The organism is Robiginitomaculum antarcticum DSM 21748 (assembly GCF_000365025.1).
GTDB classification, from domain to species: domain Bacteria; phylum Pseudomonadota; class Alphaproteobacteria; order Caulobacterales; family Maricaulaceae; genus Robiginitomaculum; species Robiginitomaculum antarcticum.
Genome location: NZ_KB823011.1, coordinates 1,077,147 through 1,096,354 on the forward strand (window position 1 = coordinate 1,077,147; position 19,208 = coordinate 1,096,354).

Annotated in this window: 13 protein-coding genes; 7 read left to right on the forward strand and 6 right to left on the reverse strand. The window is 46.4% G+C overall.

Annotation, left to right across the window (positions count from 1 at the left end; genetic code table 11):
• Positions 1-53 precede the first annotated feature (53 nt).
• A complete protein-coding gene (locus tag H142_RS16165; protein ID WP_026147809.1) occupies positions 54-617 on the forward strand; it encodes a TIGR02281 family clan AA aspartic protease in 564 nt (187 codons plus the stop codon).
• Between the two features lie 85 nt (positions 618-702).
• Here the strand turns inward: H142_RS16165 and katG are convergent, their stop codons facing one another.
• Positions 703-2,910: a catalase/peroxidase HPI gene (katG, locus tag H142_RS0105150; RefSeq protein WP_017931037.1), complete on the reverse strand. Its 2,208-nt coding sequence runs from the start codon at positions 2,908-2,910 to the stop codon at positions 703-705.
• Positions 2,911-3,024: 114 nt separating this feature from the next.
• Between katG and H142_RS0105155 the strand changes: the two genes are divergently transcribed.
• Positions 3,025-3,936 carry a LysR substrate-binding domain-containing protein gene (locus H142_RS0105155; protein ID WP_017931038.1) on the forward strand — a complete coding sequence of 304 codons (912 nt, stop codon included), beginning with the start codon at positions 3,025-3,027 and terminating at the stop codon, positions 3,934-3,936.
• Here H142_RS0105155 and H142_RS0105160 read toward each other — a convergent pair.
• From H142_RS0105160 to dusA, 3 genes are read right to left on the reverse strand one after another with little or no spacing between them, the layout of a single operon-like run.
• Positions 3,933-4,256, reverse strand: a complete 324-nt coding sequence (locus H142_RS0105160) for a low molecular weight protein tyrosine phosphatase family protein (protein ID WP_017931039.1) — start codon at positions 4,254-4,256, stop codon at positions 3,933-3,935. The genes H142_RS0105155 and H142_RS0105160 overlap by 4 nt on opposite strands.
• A gap of 1 nt (position 4,257) precedes the next feature.
• Positions 4,258-5,097 carry a sulfite exporter TauE/SafE family protein gene (locus tag H142_RS0105165; protein WP_017931040.1) on the reverse strand — a complete coding sequence of 280 codons (840 nt, stop codon included), beginning with the start codon at positions 5,095-5,097 and terminating at the stop codon, positions 4,258-4,260.
• The gene (gene dusA / locus H142_RS0105170; RefSeq protein WP_017931041.1) at positions 5,097-6,086 is read right to left on the reverse strand and encodes a tRNA dihydrouridine(20/20a) synthase DusA; all 990 of its coding nucleotides are present in this window, start codon (positions 6,084-6,086) and stop codon (positions 5,097-5,099) included. Before dusA ends, H142_RS0105165 begins: the two co-directional genes overlap by 1 nt.
• Before the next feature lie 378 nt (positions 6,087-6,464).
• Here dusA and rfbC point away from each other — a divergent pair, with 378 nt between their 5' ends.
• On the forward strand, positions 6,465-7,019 hold the full coding sequence (gene rfbC / locus H142_RS0105175) for a dTDP-4-dehydrorhamnose 3,5-epimerase (RefSeq protein WP_017931042.1): 555 nt from the start codon (positions 6,465-6,467) through the stop codon (positions 7,017-7,019).
• 108 nt (positions 7,020-7,127) lie between these two features.
• On the opposite strand, the gene H142_RS0105180 is transcribed toward rfbC, so the two are convergent.
• A complete protein-coding gene (locus H142_RS0105180; RefSeq protein WP_017931043.1) occupies positions 7,128-8,108 on the reverse strand; it encodes a hypothetical protein in 981 nt (326 codons plus the stop codon).
• Between the two features lie 226 nt (positions 8,109-8,334).
• Between H142_RS0105180 and H142_RS16170 the strand changes: the two genes are divergently transcribed.
• Positions 8,335-9,453, forward strand: coding sequence for a tetratricopeptide repeat protein (locus H142_RS16170; protein WP_017931044.1), 1,119 nt, complete (start codon positions 8,335-8,337; stop codon positions 9,451-9,453).
• A gap of 318 nt (positions 9,454-9,771) precedes the next feature.
• Positions 9,772-10,581, forward strand: a complete 810-nt coding sequence (locus H142_RS0105190; protein WP_156811892.1) for a sulfotransferase family protein — start codon at positions 9,772-9,774, stop codon at positions 10,579-10,581.
• A gap of 49 nt (positions 10,582-10,630) precedes the next feature.
• On the opposite strand, the gene H142_RS0105195 is transcribed toward H142_RS0105190, so the two are convergent.
• Positions 10,631-16,660 (reverse strand): glycosyltransferase, encoded by a 6,030-nt coding sequence (locus H142_RS0105195; protein WP_017931046.1) that lies wholly within the window; start codon positions 16,658-16,660, stop codon positions 10,631-10,633.
• A gap of 719 nt (positions 16,661-17,379) precedes the next feature.
• Between H142_RS0105195 and H142_RS0105200 the strand changes: the two genes are divergently transcribed.
• Both H142_RS0105200 and H142_RS0105205 read left to right on the forward strand, forming a co-directional pair.
• Entirely contained in the window at positions 17,380-18,195 is an 816-nt protein-coding gene (locus tag H142_RS0105200) for a hypothetical protein (RefSeq protein WP_033314803.1), read from the forward strand.
• A 203-nt stretch (positions 18,196-18,398) separates the two neighbouring features.
• Positions 18,399-19,202, forward strand: a complete 804-nt coding sequence (locus tag H142_RS0105205) for an ABC transporter permease (protein ID WP_017931048.1) — start codon at positions 18,399-18,401, stop codon at positions 19,200-19,202.
• Positions 19,203-19,208: the final 6 nt, after the last annotated feature.

A 19,208-nucleotide genomic window follows, 5' to 3' on the forward strand; every position in this document is an offset into this window, starting at 1 on the left:
AAAAGTTTACCGCTCTTCACATCCCATAAACGTTCTAGGCCTAAACCAAATTTATGAGCAACCTCGCGCGAGACAGTTTGATAATGATGGCCTGCATAGGCGTGGCCGCCTATACCCTCAACGGCAACGAAAGATTCCAAGACTTTATGGCAAGTTCGCCTGACGGCCCTGCGCCAACTATAGACGAAGCTGCGACGCAAACAGCACCGCCGCAAATCCAGATTCTGACGCAGCCGACAATATATAGCAGCTCCGTTGTTTCAATTCTCAAATCTCCCGACGGTCAGTTTTGGACTGACGCACGCGCCAATTCAGCGACTATAAAATTTCTGATCGATACAGGCGCATCTGTTGTCGCCCTCACGCCCGGTGACGCGCTGCGCGCCGGACATAATGTCCGCAATATGACATTCGACGTTCCGGTCAGCACCGCAAATGGTCAAGTCTTTGCGGCGCGCATACTTCTTAAAAGCGTCAGTGTCGGCGCGGTGACGATCCGCGATGTTGAAGCATTAGTCATTCCCGAGGGATTATCGGTGTCCTTGCTCGGCATGAGCTTTTTAGGGCGGCTACAAAAGGTCGAGGCTACGCAGTCCATGATGATTTTGCGGCTTTAAATTTCACAACGCAATCGACAGGTTTTTAATCCACCCATAAGAAAGCCCCGACAAGCGGGGCTTTTTTGATTTGGAAACCGCTCCACTATTTCACGTCGAAACGGTCCGCCATCATGACTTTGTCCCATGCAGCCACAAAATCTGTGACAAATTTCTCTTTGGCATCATCGCACGCATAGACTTCGGCGACAGCGCGCAAGATAGAGTTGGATCCAAACACCAGATCATTGCGCGTACCGGTCCATTTGACCTTGCCGCTTGCGCGGTCTTTGGACTCAAACAGGTTCTCGCCTTTGCTGGTTGGATACCATACGGTTCTCATATTCAGCAGATTGACAAAAAAGTCATTGCTAAGCGTCCCAACCCGGTTTGTTAAAACGCCATGTTTGGAGTCGCCATGATTTGCGCCCAGCACCCGAAGGCCGCCAACCAGCACGGTCATTTCCGGCGCGGTTAACGTCAGCAGCTGCGCACGGTCAACAAGACTGTCCTCGGCCCGGCGAACCGGATCATCACCCAGATAGTTGCGAAACCCATCAGTTTTAGGCTCTAGACACTCAAAAGCGTCAGTATCTGTCATCTCATCCGTAGCGTCGGTGCGCCCCGGTGTGAAGGGCACCGAAATGTCAAATCCGCCGTCTCTGGCCGCTTTTTCAACAGCTGCGCAGCCGCCTAAAACGATCAGGTCGGCGAGAGACACGTCTGCAGCAAAATCAGTTTTGACCCCCTCAAGAACACTCAGAATACGGGCGAGGTTTTGCGGATCATTGACCTCCCAGTTTTTCTGGGGAGCCAGACGAATGCGCGCACCATTAGCGCCGCCGCGCTTATCGGAGCCACGGAATGTGGACGCAGAGGCCCATGCCGTGGACACAAGGTCAGCCACTGAAAGTCCCGATGATAAAAGCGTGGTTTTCAATGACGCAATATCGGAATCACTCAACACCGCTCCGCCTTTGGGCACAGGATCCTGCCAGATCAATTCTTCGGACGGCACCATAGATCCCAGATAGCGGTCAATCGGGCCCATATCGCGATGGGTCAATTTATACCATGCCCGCGCAAAAGCATCCGCAAGCTGATCCGGGTTTTTATGGAACCGCTCGGAAATTTTGCGATAATCCGGATCCATTTTCATCGCCATATCGGCGGTAGACATCATCAGGTTCTGACGCTTGGTTGGATCGCTTGGGTCTGGCGCGGTCGGAACGGCATCGCCTTTGATTTTCCATTGCTGCGCTCCGGCAGGGCTCTTGGTCAGCTCCCATTCATTGTTCAGCAAGGCGTCATAATAGCCATTATCCCACTGCGTTGGATTGGTCGTCCAGGGACCTTCAAGGCCGCTGGTTGTCATTTCCGAGGCCTTACCGGAGCCAAAACTTTGCGCCCAGCCCAGACCCTGTTCGGCCATCGTTGCGCCTTCAGGTTCTGACCCGACATATTTATCAGGCTCTGCTGCGCCATGCGTTTTACCAAATGTGTGGCCGCCCGCCGTTAAAGCGACAGTCTCTTCGTCATTCATCGCCATACGCGCGAAAGTATCACGAATGTCATAAGCGGATTTTAGCGGATCGGGATTGCCGTTCGGGCCTTCGGGATTCACATAGATCAGGCCCATTTGCACAGCCGCCAGAGGATTTTCCATATCACGCTCTCCGGAATAGCGTTCATCTTTCGTGGCCAGCCATTCTGTTTCGGGACCCCAATAGATGTCTTCTTCCGGCTCCCAAATATCTTCGCGGCCACCGGCGAATCCAAAGGTCTTAAAGCCCATGGTTTCCAGCGCGCGGTTTCCGGCAAAAATCATCAGATCAGCCCATGATAATGCGCGGCCGTATTTTTGTTTGATGGGCCATAATAAGCGGCGGGCTTTGTCCAGATTTCCGTTATCGGGCCAGCTATTGAGCGGGGCAAAACGCTGCGATCCCGAGCCTGCCCCGCCGCGGCCGTCTTGAATGCGGTATGTTCCGGCGCTGTGCCACGCCATACGAATAAAGAAGCCGCCATAATGTCCATAATCAGCTGGCCACCAGTCCTGACTGTCGGTCATCAATGCGTCGACGTCACGGGCCAGCGCATCAAGATCAACGGTTAAAAACGCGCTGGCATAATCAAAATCTTCACCCATGGGATCACCCGCAGGCGCGTTTTGATGTAGCATTTTTACATTGAGACGCTCAGGCCACCAATGCTGATTTGAAATGGTTCCTGACGCACGATGGGCGCGGTCCTGATGCATAACCGGACAGCGGTCTGTCCCTTCGTCATTAATGTCCCAAACTTTATCTGACATGTGATCTCCTCTTATGATGCAAACGGTTTGCTGCAATATACGTATAGGACACTATCGCGCATATTTAATTATTTGTATAATTGATTGTTTATATAATTGTGATAAGCATAGCTTATGAATGTAAGAGACCTTATCTATATTAAAGCCCTCGCAAAGTTCAGGCATTTCGGTCACGCCGCACAGGCCTGTCATGTCAGCCAGCCGGCTTTGTCCACACAAGTCAAAAAGCTAGAAGACGAGCTTGGTATCGTCCTGTTCGAACGCGATAACCGCTCAGTTCGCGTAACGGATGCGGGACGAGACATTGTTGCGCTCGCCGAAGACGCGCTGGCCGTGATTGAGAATATCAAATCGGCAGCAGAAACAGCGCGCGATCCGCTATCGGGGCATCTGCGCATTGGGTCTATTCCCACCATTGCGCCTTATGTACTTCCCGAATTTGTGGCCCACGCCCGTGGCGCCATGCCGGACTTGAAGCTTCAATTTCGCGAAGATATTACGGAGCGTTTGAACGAAGCTTTACTAAGCGGGGACATTGATGCCGCCGTTTTGGCAACAGCACCTGAGGATCCTAAGCTTGATGTTATCGAACTTTATGATGAGCCGTTTTGGGTGATCTTTCCGCAGCATCACAAGCTACAGGATGTGCGCCTGATCCGGACTCAGGATTTGCCCGTCGATGAGCTGCTCCTGCTCGCCGAAGGGCACTGTTTCAGAGATCAGGCGATGGATGTATGCCGGCTCGACAGCGCAAATGAAAATTATGCGGTGCGCGCCACCAGTTTAGAAACGCTCATCAATATGGTCGCGGCGCGGCAGGGGGTCACCCTTGTTCCGGCCATGGCGCTTAACCCACGATGGACAGGGATGGCAGATGTACAGGCCGAAAAGCTCAATGATAAATCAGCTTATCGCCGCATTTATCTGACTTACCGCAAGACATTTCCGCGCAAGGCCCTTTTGGATAAAGTCGCGGATATATTCTGCGCGGATTTGCCGAGCAGTGTGAGGGTGATTAAACGCTAGCTGAGATATGGATGAACCTTGGCCCGCAAAATCTCAATGAGGTTTTCGTCCATAAACGGATAATCATCGGGAATATCGAGCACATCAATATGGGTGTGGCGTGCGGCATCTCTAAAACCAAATGTGATGCGCGCCTTATGCTTATCCTCCATCACCAGTATAATATCGGCCCACTCAATATCACTTGCAGAAATTTTCCGTCGGGCGCTTGAGGATGTGCCTGCGGAACGAACATGAATACCGGGCTGTTTAGCGAAAATGCGTTCTGCGGTCGGGCTGCGCCATTGGTTTTTACTGCATACGAAAAGGATATTAATCATCTTAGCCCATAACCGCTTTGCGGGCCATATTGGCGGCAACCAGCAAGAGGCAGACCCCAAATATTCGTTTCAAACGTGCTTGCGGCAGACTATGCGCCAGCTTCGCGCCCAGCGGTATCGTCAAAATAGCGACGCTGGCGATAATGATAAAACCGAGAAGGTTAACATAGCCCAGCGAACCGAAGAGCCGTCCGGCGACGCCCCATCCTGATATAATAAAGCCTAGGGTCGCGGGCACTGCGATGGCAAAGCCAAAGCCCGATGCCGTTCCGATGGCGCGGTGTATCGGCACGCCGCACAGACTCATCAGCGGCACCGTCAATGACCCGCCGCCTATACCCATCAAAGCAGACAAGGCGCCAACCGCGCTGCCGACCAAGGGTGGGGCGACGCCGCGCGGCACGTCATGGCGCAGCACGTAATCCGGACGGCCTAAAATAAATTGCAACGCGACCAATGCGGCGACAATGGAAAAAAGACCTGTCAGCGCTGCGCCTGAAAACAGCGGCGCAAGCCAAAGCGCCGCGACGAAGCTGCCGGCGCTAATCCACAATGCATAGCTTTGCCAGATTTTGTCCGGCCAGAGCAGCTCCCACGCCACAGATTTGCGCTTGTGGTGCGCCGCCGTACTCCGGATCGAATTGACGATAATAATCGCTCCCGATGTCGCCACGGCGCAATGCATAACGACCGCCTCCGGCACGCCCAAAGCCGTAAAGGTGTAATAAAGTGCCGGCACCATAACTGCGCCGCCGCCAATGCCGAATAATCCCGCGCTCAGACCTGATAGCGCGCCGACAGCGGTAAGCGCGAGCCCAAGATAGAGAAGCTGCGCCTCCATTAGACCGCGTCGCGCGAATGCGTCATCGCATCCAGCGCAGCAGCTATGCACTGCGAGGGCGCGAGCCCGGCGCTGGCCGATTCAGATAATGTCCGCCGCCAGAGCCGCGCGCCGGGCTGTCCTGCAAAAAGCCCCATAATATGGCGGGTCAGCGCTTTGACGCTGCGGTCATCGCCTTCGCGCATGGCGGCATAGCCAATCATGTGATGGGCAATGTCTTCGCGGCCTGGAGTGAATTGCGGCGCGCCGTAAACTTCGGAATCAATTCGGGTCAACTCCCACGGCGTGTGATAGGCGGCGCGGCCTAACATAAAGCCGTCCAGCGGAACGGATTCAAGCAGGCTCTGAGCGACGGTTTCAAGTCCGCCATTAAGCACAACTTCAAGCGCGGGATAGGCGGCTTTCATCTTCCGTACCAATTCATAATCCAGCGGCGGAACCGTGCGGTTATCTTTAGGAGACAAGCCCTGCAGCCACGCCTTTCGGGCATGAATAATAAAATGCGTGCAGCCTGCGACCGCAACAGTTTCGATAAAGCGCGGCAGGGTTTTCTCCACCTCTTGATTATCTATACCGAGGCGGCACTTAACTGTGACAGGTACATCGCTCGCGGCTGCCATAGCGCTATAGCACTGCGCGACAAGCTCGGGCTCAGCCATAAGACACGCGCCAAACCGTCCCGATTGAACGCGGTCGGACGGACAGCCAATATTGATATTGATCTCGTCATATCCATAATCTGCGCCAATGCGGGCCGCCTTAGCCAGTTTATCGGGATCACTACCGCCGATCTGCAGCGCGACAGGATGCTCAGTGGCGTCAAATCCAATCAGATAATCGCGATCACCATGTATGACGGCATCGGCCACAACCATTTCCGTATAGAGGCGAACATGGCGCGATAATTGGCGGTGAAAATACCGGCAATGGCGATCTGTCCAGTCCATCATCGGCGCGACGCTGACTATAAAGTTATGTTTTTCATGCATTTGGCTATACTTAGGGTGGTTGGACAGGACGCGGTAACATCGTGAATAAAATTGCCAGGTTCAACACATTTATACAACATTTCGCTCTGCGCATGACGGAAGGCTAAATACATGTATTACTATACGCCAGCAGTACTGGCGAGATCCGGATCATAGACAGGGATTTAGTGCGGCAAAGAATAGAATATTAATCCGGCCTCAAAACTGGATCGCAACTGAGATATTGTGGATTGTCATGTTTGAGAGGGTCGATTTTTCAAACTGCCTTATCTAAACACTCATTTCGAAGCTGGTCTATAAGAGTCAGTCAACATATCATTTTACGCCACGATCTCATATCGCGGTTGTAATTTTCAATTCAACGGACATTATTGAGTCATGAAATTTATACCAACCGAACTCGCTGACGTGTGGCTAATCTCGCCGAAACGGTTCTCTGACGATAGAGGGTATTTCAGTGAGACCTTTAAACATAATTTATTTGAGCAGGCGATCGGAAGATCCGTATCTTTTGTGCAGGATAATTTTTCACATTCTCTATACACAGGCACTGTTCGAGGGCTGCATTTTCAAAAGCCGCCATTCGCACAGGGCAAGTTAATCAAATGCTTACGAGGGCGGATACAAGATGTTGCTATCGATATCCGGAAAAACTCACCGTCATATGGACGTTCCGTATCAGCTGAGCTGTCAGAAGAGAACGGGAACCAGCTCTGGATTCCAGAGGGTTTCTTGCATGGATTTTGCACATTGCAGGAAAATTGCGATGTCGCATATAAATGCACAAATTACTATTCTTCGGAATGTGACGCTAATATTCGCTGGGATGACGCTGATTTAAATGTGGAATGGAAGGTAGATTCTAATAATGTGATTTTGTCGAAGAAAGACAAGACTGCGCCCGGTTTTGCCGACTTTGACTCACCATTTTAGAATTTAAACAAACCGCTAAGACACAATATTTTCGGACGTTAACGAAGCCGCAAAGTAGGGAGTCTATCCTTATGAATTTCTGATAGCATCAGCAATTGTACAGTTATCTTAATTTAATTTACTCTCATGGGTAACAAAACGTTTTCCTATACTGGCAATCATTGTAGTCAAAAATCGCATCTGCTCAGTAAGCATCTCTTCTTTGGAATAATATGCGTAACGAGAATGATCAAGCGGAGAGAAGAGTAGTTCTTTTTCGGGAAAATAATGTGACCTGACCCACTCATTACCCTCCGCAAAACTGCTTAAGAGGCGCTCCCGTTCACCTTGAGAGATTAAAGAGACACGTTTGCCGGAGATAAATTGGTCTCCTGTCAATTCACGTACTAACTCGTAAAATCCATTATCATGCACATTCTTGAAAATATTTTCATTTCCTGAGACTAACGGCACAATTAAATCAGAGAATGACGGATTCACTTCTCCGACCGAAAAATCAAACTCTACCGGATCTGCATCCCCTAAGAAGAAATCAAAAGCATCATGCGTAATATTTTGATTTTTCATCTCTCGGCGTTCGAAAAGTTTTACATTAATTTGATCAGAAGCTATGTATTCCTCCCAAGAGCGGATAAGCGAATCCCATCGGCCAATTTTTACCTTTGCGCGCTCCAGCCAATCATCCACATTGGTTTCACGTTTAGAAGACCATTGCTGCCAGGTTGAGAGCAACAAATCATCTTGGCGGCGAATATAGAGTAAGACTTCGGTATCGTATTCAGCGAAAATCGGGCCAAAGTAATCCGCCCTATACTCATTTGACAGACTTTCCGCCGATATGGCGATTGTGTCATACCCCCGCTTCGCCAACATTTGCAGTTTTTCTCTAAGCTGGACCCCTGGATAATCATCTTCAAGAAAACTCTCAAACAGAAAAGAATGTTCCCCCGTCACGACACCCGTGTCATTTAGGCGGACATCAGGAACCGTCACACCAAATTTTTGAAAATTAGCGGCGTTCATGCGAATGAAACGCTGAATGGCTGAACTACCCGTCTTATTTGCACCGATATGGAGTTTAATTTTCATAGTGAAACCGCTATAGAGTTGAGCTTGATAGATTAAGAATTTATTGTTTTAACGAACCTGTACATGTGACAATACAAATATTCCTATTCCTTCCCACATGTTTTGCGGGTTGCAAAGTCATTCAAACAGTTGGCTATCTTTCAATATATTCATTTGGCATTGTGTTTGCCTAGCGTGTATGTAGGCTATACCCAATGCACACAAGAGACAGAGAAATCGCATTAAAATGAACAACAAAGATTCCGACGAAACGCCTGCAATGATCAATGCTATTGATGAAGCGTCGGCGTTGATGAATAAGGGCGAATGGTCCAAAGCGTCCGAACTTTGGCGGGATATTGTGTATGCAAAATACACGTCAATGCCCAGAGGTGTATATGCCCGTTTAGCAGCCTCTTATGGAAAACAAGATCTCTACGAAGACGTGCAAACAGTTTTTGATGACGCCCTGAAGAAAAATGCAATCTCTCCCGATCTTATCCGCGAAGTGGTCAAATCCTATCAGGCTCAGGACAATTCTCCGCGAGCACGTGAAATAATTATGCAAGCGGCGCGTAAGACAAAAAAACCTGATGAAAAACGTCAATATTTATCAATGGTTGCAGCGATTGATGGAGACAACTCTCATGAAAGCGCCGCCGTCCAAATTCTTAACGGATTGATCAAATCGTTCGGAAGTGAACCCGTATCAAATGATGTCAAAGCGACAGCAGCATTTGTCACCAAAAGAATCGACAAGCTTACGACTGCGGACGACTGGGATAATTATTGGCGCCTTCGGAAAAAATTTGTTTATCTGCACGTTTGCAGACGTCTTGTAGAGGTCATTGCGGCTTCGGCCAACGCCGTGGCGGATATAGGGTCAAATGGAAGTCCTATACTTGATTTTTACGGAGATATCGAAAGTAAGTTCTCTGTCGACATTGATAACCCTTATCAAGCCGACGGCGTAATATCTGTCGTTGAAGATTTCTATGTTTGGGAGCCCCCCGTTCCTATTCAGGTCGCGACATGCCTTCAAGTGATAGAACATGTACCTGATCCTGCAAAATTTTGCCGCAGAATGTTAGAATTGTTCGAGTTGAGTATTGTGTCCGTGCCCTTTATGGAACCCGCAGGGCTCAACCTGGAGCATATCAACAATGACATTAATTTGGAGACCCTCATTTCCTGGTTTGGCAGAGCGCCAAACTTTCATTATATCGCTCAGGAACTGTCGGGCGAAGAACGGATAATATGTGTATATGACCGTGAAACCGAGGACTCGTTTCCAAATCTACATGAGCAAGGCCTAATGGCGCAAAAATTCATGTATCGATGGTCTATTGAGGATTTTGGCGGCTAATGATTGACGCATTATACTGATGATCGCAAAAGTTGCCCGTCATTTAATTATGACTAAGATATTTCTTATAACGACGTAGTTTCTGCCTTTAGAAAATACCGATCAAGCCGGTGTATGAGGGCGTAGAAAATGCGCGTTATTTATTCATTTTTGAAGGCTGAATACTAAACACTTTATAATGATATTGAAACGCTGCAATCAATTTTCCTATGGTAGTTTAGTCTTGTGAGAATCTGTATATGATGCGGCAATTACGTGATCGCTATCAGCTTACGGGTCCCCGGCTCTATCGTCGATAGCCTCTTTAAGGTGACGGCCATGAGTTTTTTAAAACTAGGGAGACGACGAGTGACAGGTCCCATATTTATTGTCGGGAGCGGCCGCTCGGGGACGAGCGTATTGCTCAACACACTTCACAAAACTTTAAATCTACCCTGTCACGGAGAAGGGCATTTTTACCCTCTTGCGCTGCCTTTGATCACCGCAACGAATGATTTTTTTGAAAAACATGCCTCTAAATCCGAAAGCAGCAGTCATATGTTGCACGATGTGAAAGTAGAAGAGGTTCGCGGTAAAATTGGAGATATGATTGCTGAAATTTATAAGAAACAATACGGCGCGAATGTTTTCATTGATAAGACCCCTGGGCCAACAGGAATAGAGGCCATCCCTTTCATACAAGAAGCGTTTCCCGACATAAGAATTATTTATACCAAGCGCAGAGGGATTGAAGTCGTCAGATCTGCGGTCCGAAAATTTCCCCACGTCGCTTTTGAGGGGCATTGCGAGATATGGAGAGACTCCATGACAACTTGGCGGGACGCACGGCCAAAGTTGCACGTACCTTATCTTGAAATAGACCAACATGATATCGCACTTAATCCTGCTTTAATTGCTGAGCAGATTGGCGAATTATTGGAGTTAAACCCTCATCAGGTTAATACGGTCAAATCTTATTTGCTAACGGACCGCCCGCAATCAAGCGGTAAATTGAATTCCGGAACAGTAAATATTGAATCAAGTGGTTGGGATGAAAAAGAAATTAAAATCTTTCGAAAAATTTGTGGCCCTATCATGACAGTATTTGGGTATACTGAAGACGGTAATTATAGAATTGACACAGAATAAAATTCATAAATGTTCTTAGAGAATACCTCATTAAACAAGTCCCTATCTATCAATTAATATTTTCAAGCTTAGTGATAAAGTCTGCGATTGGGTCTTCCGGAAGAAAATTAAGGATATCTTGCCTCGCGCGGTTCCCGATAGTCTCCCATTCGTCGCGGCGATCTATCGCGCGCTTCAAAGCATCTTCAACAGCTTTTGCGTCAGGATCTGATGCGATAAAGCCCGAATTATTGTCATCAACAACCTCAGCATGACCTCCAATATCGGTTAATATAGGCACGCGACCTGATAACATGGCGCTAACAAGCATGATTGGCAGCCCTTCCATTCTAGACGGCATTAACAACGCATGATTGGCCTTCCAGATATCGGAAATATTGTCCACACGTCCATGAAATCTAAAATTTTCGATTCCGTTTCTCTTAGCGAGATCTTTAAGATTTTGCTCGTCCGGTCCAATTCCGAAAAAATTGAAGGTTATATTTTGAGCTTTCCAGAATTTTTTACCCAGAAATTCGGCCAAAATGTCTTGCCCCTTATGAATAAATAAGAGTTTCGAGGGTATAGCGATTTGTGTATCGGTCTCACCCGGCCATGTGGGAACGATGGATCGCTCAATATGGTATGGGTTAAAATGAAGACTGCTATTGCCTAACTTCGTACCAAGTCGGGATTCCATAACGCGCTGGTTGTTCCAACAGGTGAAGAAGGTTTGCTTGGCATCAAGATACCCTTTGGACACCGCCTCAGTTTTATTCTCGCGGATATGCCAAAATCTCGCCTCTTTGGTCAGTTGATTGACAATAGCATATGGAATATTCGCATCCACCAAAGACGGATAATATTCAATGCCTTCATCCTGATCACCCAGCGAAACAACAACCAAATCCGGCTGATATTTAATCAGCTTTTCGAAGCCATCTTCGTCTTTAAACAATAATTTAATGCCCGCGCGTTCCATTTCGTTAAAAAATTCCGGCCGCGGTTCCCATTTTTTTATGACAGCAAATACGTCATGCCCTTTTTTGCGCAAGGATAGGGCGGTTTCTCGCCATAGCATTTCACTGCCGCCATAATAAGATCCATTATTTGTTGTTACAAATCCAAATCTTTTACGTCCTAAAGTATATTGTCTCGACGTTTCTAAAATAGGCGCAACGGCCTCCATCGTGGAGTTTTTTGCGATCCCGTCAATCCGGTAATCTCTATCTAAAAACCAATCCATACGCTTAAATTCTTTTTCCCGGATCGGGAAGTGACGACACATGAATTCTCGAATATTGGCGAGTTCCAATAAGTAATCTAGAGATTTGCCGCGGATACGTGTCACGCTCTTTTGGTGACGTCTAAAATGGTTAAGCGACTCTGCGCAGTAGGCAATATTTCCAGAGCGCAGAAGGTGGGTATAGAGCTTCCAGTCTCCCGTATATTGAAGTCCTGACAATACCGATTCCGCATCGTGTAGGCTGGATCTGCGCAATAGGGCCGCGCTGGCGTTTGGAATAGTGTTACGGAAGCATAAAGCGTCGAGAACTTCTCTTACGCCGAGCGCTTTGTAGTCTTCTTGCCACCGTATGGGATTCACATCTTTCGAGTGCGCACGATTATTAGACGCGGTCACCTCGCCGTCACCGCCGATACGTTTAGACTCTGCATAGACAATGTTCGTTTCATCATCTGTCAAAGCGAGAAGTTTTTCTATGAAGTCAACTTCGCACCGGTCATCAGCCTCAGCGATCCATATCCAATCCTCTGTAGCGGCCTCAAAACCCCGAATCCATTGCTTGTAGACGCCTGCATTCTCATCATTCGCAATAATCTGAAAAGGGATATCTTGATGAGATAATAATTCGGTTGCAACAGCAACGCTATTATCCGGTGAGGCATCGTCCAAAAATATGATTTGCGCCGGTTTTACGGTTTGATGGAAAATAGATCCCAAGCGTTCTTCAAGATATTCCGCATAATTATAATTCGGAACAATAACACTCACAGAGGCTATGTCGCGCTTTACGCGAGAAAATGACCTGTCTTTATTCATCGTTCTAAATTTTATCGTCTTTCCAAATTGATTGCGCTCACGCTCATTTGGAATAAATTTTGGATTATCTTTCAATATTGAATCAAACATCTGATTCACGTTTTGTTTCATCATCGCGTGTGAAAACAGATCATTAGCGCGCTGTTTTGCAGCCTTCCCTAATGTTTTCATTAATTCCGGAGACCGTCTCATCTCCTCAATATGCTTTAGAGCCGCCTCAGGCCGGCGGTAAGGGATAACAAATCCCGTGACTCCGTGATCAACGACCTCAGGCAGTGCCCCATGATCATATACAATCGACGGCAATTCAGCAGCACCGGCTTCGGCAATCGTTCGTCCAAACGATTCTGCAAAATGAGAGAAATTCAAAACGGCGTCAATGGAGCCAATCGCTTCCTCGACATTGTCAATATAACCCCGAAAAACAACATTGTTCAATCGCTTCCGCTTGACGACGTTTTTTAAGCGGTCAGTTTCTTCAGTCTCAGGACCAATTAAGTGGAACTCAACATCAAGCTTTCGTTTGGAAGTAAGCTGCGCAAGTTTTACAATATCGGCAATGCCTTTTTTCGGTAAGTTACTGCTTAATGCGCCAAACCTAAGTGTATCATCATTCCGGGCAATACGGGGTTTGTCGAAATCTTCCATTTTTATTGAGTTATAGATGAGGAAACTATTGCTAGGATCTCCAAAAATATTAAGCGTCGCATTCGAGTTACCAACGACAAAGTCGCTCCGCGCAAGAACATCAGAGATGATCTCGTTAGCCGGCTTGCCAATATACTCTATCAAATCCGGATCATGGGTGATCGCCTCTCTGATATGGCAGATCCCAGGAACATTTGATCGCTGTGCTGCTTCTAAGGGTTCCCGAAGCATAATTGTGTTTACGTAAACGGCATCGATTTTTTCGGCTTCGATAAGATTCTGGTATTCTGAAATTAAGGACTCCGTCATACCTGTGCCAGCTTCCCACCACCTTCTCTTAGTGAAGTGAACCGCATCGACATGACTTGAGATCAGTTTAACGTAATCCGGGTCAGGAACAGGCAAGGCAACAATTACACCGTATTTAGATCTGTCGATTGAAGATATAACGTCCAGAAAGCTGCGCTCACTCCCAAATATTCGTCCGGAAGCGGAATGTGCCACAGCAAGTAATTTAGGCCTGTCTATATCAGAAAAAACTGAAGCTTGAGGATTGGTTGGCAAATTAACTAACCGCCCATGCTCTAAATAATGTCCAAGTGAACTTATTGCTGATGCGCCATCTAAGTATTTCTTCTTATACCAAGACGGGTTAAAACTGGGATGCGGATGTAACCCCATATGTTCCCCGACCTGCATATAATGCACGAGAGGACAAACACCGTCGCGTTCAACGGAAGGATTGGTTTGCATATACCACTGAGAATAAAACCACTCCGACGGGTTCCGGCTTTCTTTCCAGCCGGACTGATAATAATGAACATGGGGCAAGATATCGTGAGCCACCACATCAGGATTACGCTCCCTGTAATAGGTGGTATCGAAAAGCGGGCACGGAAACCGACCCTCTTCTGCGCCACAGTCTAAAAAATGTAAATATGAAGAATTCTCTAAATGACTTAAATCATCATAGCGCTGCTTGTACCAAGTCGGCGAGAATAGAGGATGCGGCGACAAGTCAAGTGAGGCCCCGACAGCCAAGTAATGTTCGAGTAAATCCGTGTCTTTAGGAAGGCCCATATCTTTACATTGGGATCGATAGTAAGATTGGTCAAAACCGGTCGAAAGGAGCGCCTTTTGGCGTTCATTCACGTCCAGGGCTTTAATGTCCCCTTTTGGAATCCAAACCGGCTCTGTTTCTATCGTCAGAGCCTGGGTTTCCAGCGGCAAAGATTTCACCGTATAAGAATTATCACTTTCGAAGACACCTAATGGTTCTGGTAATGGTTCTGGCGAAAGATATTCTGCCGCACCATTCTCTTGAGCTCTGCCTTCAGATCTTTTTCTGACTTTTCGGCCAAGCCTGCGATTGGCTTCACTAAATTCGGCATTTAGCGCAGACAGCCTTTCGACCTCTTTACTCAAATAAAGGTTTTCAGCTTTGAACGATTGAGCAGATGAAGAATTCTCCTGATTGTCAGGTCTTTCTTTAAGCTGCTTTTCAACATCAATTAATTGATCACGCAAAGTTTGAATGAAGACAGCATTATCCAAATTTACCGCCTTATACTTAGCTTCGGATAAAATGAGGTTTTTGAGATTTGCTTCTGTCTTTATTGCTTGCATCTGGCGTGAAGAAATTTCGCCTTGAAGGTCTATTAGCTGACTTTTAAGACGCTTGTTTTTCTCAGAAAGGGTCGCTGTATTATTAGTCAATGAATCGATCTCAGATTGAAGAGCCTTGATCGCCAATTCGTGATTATGATGACGCGTCTGCGCACTTTCCAAATCACTCTTCAGAGTTGATATCTGTTCACGGCTATCTTCATTAGCGATTATTATGCCTTCGTTCGCCTTTTTCAGTTTAGCGATTTGGTTTTTAAGCTGCTCATTCTTCTTAAAATAATCTTTCAAATCACCCTTCAGAGTATCTATTTTTTGATTTTGAAGATCATTGACCCTGTGTAGCTCAGAATAATCGCGCTCGACTGCAGACTTTTCCTCCCCAAAAGTCGTGACTTTCAGATTTAAGCTGGATATTGTTTCATTTGCCTCTACCAGGCGACTTTGTAAGCTTATCTTTGCATCCTTAAATATCCTTAATTCCTCAGCAATTTGTAAATTAGACTCCTCAAGGTTCTTTATTAAAAGCTTTGAAGGCTGGTCTTCTAATGCGGATTGAAGAGTTTGCCCAAGCCTTGCCCGATCACGGTTGGCATCTACAATCTGTTTATCCAAATACGCAATTCTATGCGTAGATGACTTAAGAAGTTCCTCGCCTTTAGCGACGGCCTTTCGCAGCTGATTTGTGTGATTTTCGCTAATTTCACGCAGCTCAGCCTCTGAGGATAGCTTTTGTGACAACATGATCTTTTCGGTGGTTAATGCGTTAATGTGTTCCAGATCTGCCGGCGAGGATTCTATAGGGTTCGACTGGATCGCCTTGAGTTCTTTACTCAGAGCCCGAGCGTAGTATTCGGTTTTTGCAAGCAATGAGCCATAGACACGTCCGGCAAAATTCAATTCTTGTCTTATCTTATTCAGTCTGCGCGTATGTTTCTCACTAATTTTGTTGGACGACGCTGCGGAGGAAAGAATTTCATAAACCTCTTCGCTGAGTGAAACCAATTCAGTAGCAGATGCGGATCTTTCAATATCAGATTCATGATTCTTCAAATCTTTGCTGAGAAATGAGTCCACCCTCTCTCGGGTTTTTTTCGTTACGTTAAAATCGCGAAGCTCAACTTGTTTCTTAATACGTGAAAACTCTTGCTCCCAATCTGTCAAAAGGCTTTCATAGCGCACAAAACATCGAACTTCGCGACGCGTCTGGAATTCTGCATCAAGATTATAACGCAGCCACAGGGCGAGCCCCCGTTCCAAATTCATATTATCGCGGTGATTTAGCGATTTCGCAACCTCATTCGGATGACGAAGAGATATAAGGTATTTGGGAGCAAAGGCCTCATTCTGCTTGAGCGCATCACTCCAAAAATTTGCTATCCGAGAAATTCGAGGGTCTTTAAGAGCTATAATTTTGTCGGCAGCATATTCGTCTTTTATAACATTAAGAATTTCTTCAGCGAAATTCTCAGATTTGAGGATACGCTCCTCTTCTTTCGTAACTTCGGCAAGGTCTGTCCAGCCCGCCCCGACGCTCTGAAGCATACGGTCATTTAGTTGCGTAACGCCGCGAGACTCGCCATATCCCCGACTATTAAATTCATTTGCGGGCAAGGGGTTATTCGGCTCGGACGCCCCGAGTCTGGTTAAAACACCTGTAAGCGCAGACGTGCCGCTCCTATGCATACCGATGATGACGATAATAGGACTGGGGAGGCTTGATACATCAACAGATTTTTTTGCTGATTTCTCTTTGGATTTAGGCATATTCACACTTATTTTCTATTCTAGAATATCATTTGCGATACGAGAAGGCTTATAAGCCCACTCTACAAAATGTAAGTTCGCCGCGCGAACCATGGGCCCTTTATTGGGAATATTATCTTAATGTTATAGCCAAAAAAAAGCGCTCTTGAAGCCTCTTTCTAACCAGAAACCAATGGGTATAGATCTATCTATCGCCCCAATCTTCCTGAGATTCAAGCCTTATATGCCAAAAATTATCAGGATATATCGGCTATTGTGAATATCAAAACTCACTTTTTGATCTACCCGACTTCGTCAAATTTGAGTTCTCATATGCACGGCTTGACCTAAGTTAAATATACAGAGTTTTGAGCCATTTTAGTTGCGTTTGAACACTAACTATAAGGAAAACTGCGATTGAATACTTTAACCTGATGAATCGCAGACTGGTCATTGCATGTTGTTTGTACAGGACATACGACATGCTAGACAAACCAACGAGTCGTAAGTGCGTTCATATAGTTTTCTGCGGTGTTAGCGGTATGGGATCATTTTACATTAATAAATATTAGCTTATAGAAGCAGATGGATTGCGATATATTAGACGTATCAATTACTGAGGGCGTGCAGCCATATAAACTCTACCCTGAGACTTTCCACAAATATTCTGAACTGCTAAATTGTATGCTATATTTCGACTTATTTGATTACTCCTCACTTATTGCGAGAAAGACGCGTAAATGCTAACGAATACCCGACAAAAGCTATCCCGGTTTCGGCAAAACGGCTCTCCGCTCGCATCGATTGTAGATTTCGTCCTTTGGGCGTTGCGCTCAGTCCTGACACCAGGGCAACGTAGTTTTTGGGTTATATTGCTTGTTATTTCTGCATTTGTCGCAACTCTTGTTTTCACGCAGTATCAAATTTTAGCCGCGGCGGGTCTTACGGCTTTTCTCTTTATTGTCCTGCTGTCATTGGTTTTAAGTTATCTCCGATCCATCAGCCGGACCCACACCCATGCCTTAGGGATCGCGAGATTGGAAATTGGCACTTCCCTATCAGATATACGCGAAGAGCAGATCAACTCAGCGTTATCTTTAGAGACGATTACAGATAACCGGCACGCTGAATTAGAAGATCGCTTGAATTGCGCCATTACTAAAATCTCTCAGAGCTCCGAAGACAACGCCAAGAGTCTTGAAGATGAACTTGACCTTGTTGGCGACCGGTTAATCGATTTGGCCGGAGAGCTTCAATCCCTAAGAGTGCATTCATCTGAAAGTGTGTCCACTTTGGCCAATAAGCAAGACACCATGGATAAGCAGCTAAAGTCTTTAAGTGCTGATGTTTCGGTGAGCACTGGAAAAGCATCGCGGTCAAAAGAGAGATTCGAAAAAGTATCTACAGATCTGTTATCTGATCTTGCATCAATTAAAAGCCGGCTGGACTACTCCGGTGGAAATGAAGCGGGCACAATTGAGTATTTATGCGATTCAATAGACGAGCTTCGACGCCAGTTGCTTGAAATCAAAATAACCAGCTCTGACAATGCGTGACACTATCTCAAATTTAGAGCTTGTCACCGCGGCATCTGTAGAACTTTAAGTCATTAGGTGGAGGAAATAATCCATATTGATGGCGACATAGCCGCAACTGGGTCTCATAGCGAGTGTGATTTTTTCCGACACCTTCTAAAATCCGACATATGCAAATGTATAGATTCTATTGAGACAAGTAATGGAATGGTGGAGCGAATCTGATGATTAAACGATTATACGCATTTCAGGATTTAGGTAGGGCTTTAAGAGATATCAAAGCCTTGTCAGCCATCGCCGCCAAGCAAATTCAAATTGAAAATAGAAGAAATTTTCTTGGCCTTGCGTGGTTGGTAATTAGTTTCGCCGTTCCCACGACAGGCATTGGTTGGCTTTTAGCCGAACTTCAAGGTTTGCCTCTCAATCAGCATATTCCTCACGTTGCTTTTGGTTTTGTCGCTTGGAATTTCGTCTCAGCCTGCATTACGGAAGGATGCCATATCTTTTACCGTAATCGGTCCATGCTGCTTCAAGCTCCCCTCCCCCGGTCCGGATTCGTTATATCTTTGGTTTTCAAAAAATTATTTCTGCTCGCTTTTCAACTTGCAACAGCCTGCATGATTGCCGCTACATTCGGCTGGCGTCCAAATATTTTTATGCTTTTTGTACCTGTATCAATATTGATATATTTTTTTACGGCAGTCGGCGCGGTTTTAGTGGTTTCGATTATAAGCGCCAGAATTCGTGATTTCTCAGAAATCGCAGCCTCCGTCATTCGGTTGTCTTTTTTCTTTACTCCAATCATATGGTCCACAAGCAGCCGTTCTATGGCTCAGTCATCAGCTCTTGACATTGTAGCACGCTTAAATCCCCTTACCTACTACGTCAATTTACTGCGTGATCCGGCGCAAGGGCATTTCCCGGACGCCCTGACATTTGGCATAACAATCGGTATAGCTACATTTTTAATATGCTCGGGGCTTCTGCTCTTACAAAAGAACGGTAAAAAAATTGTCTTTTACATATAATAAGAA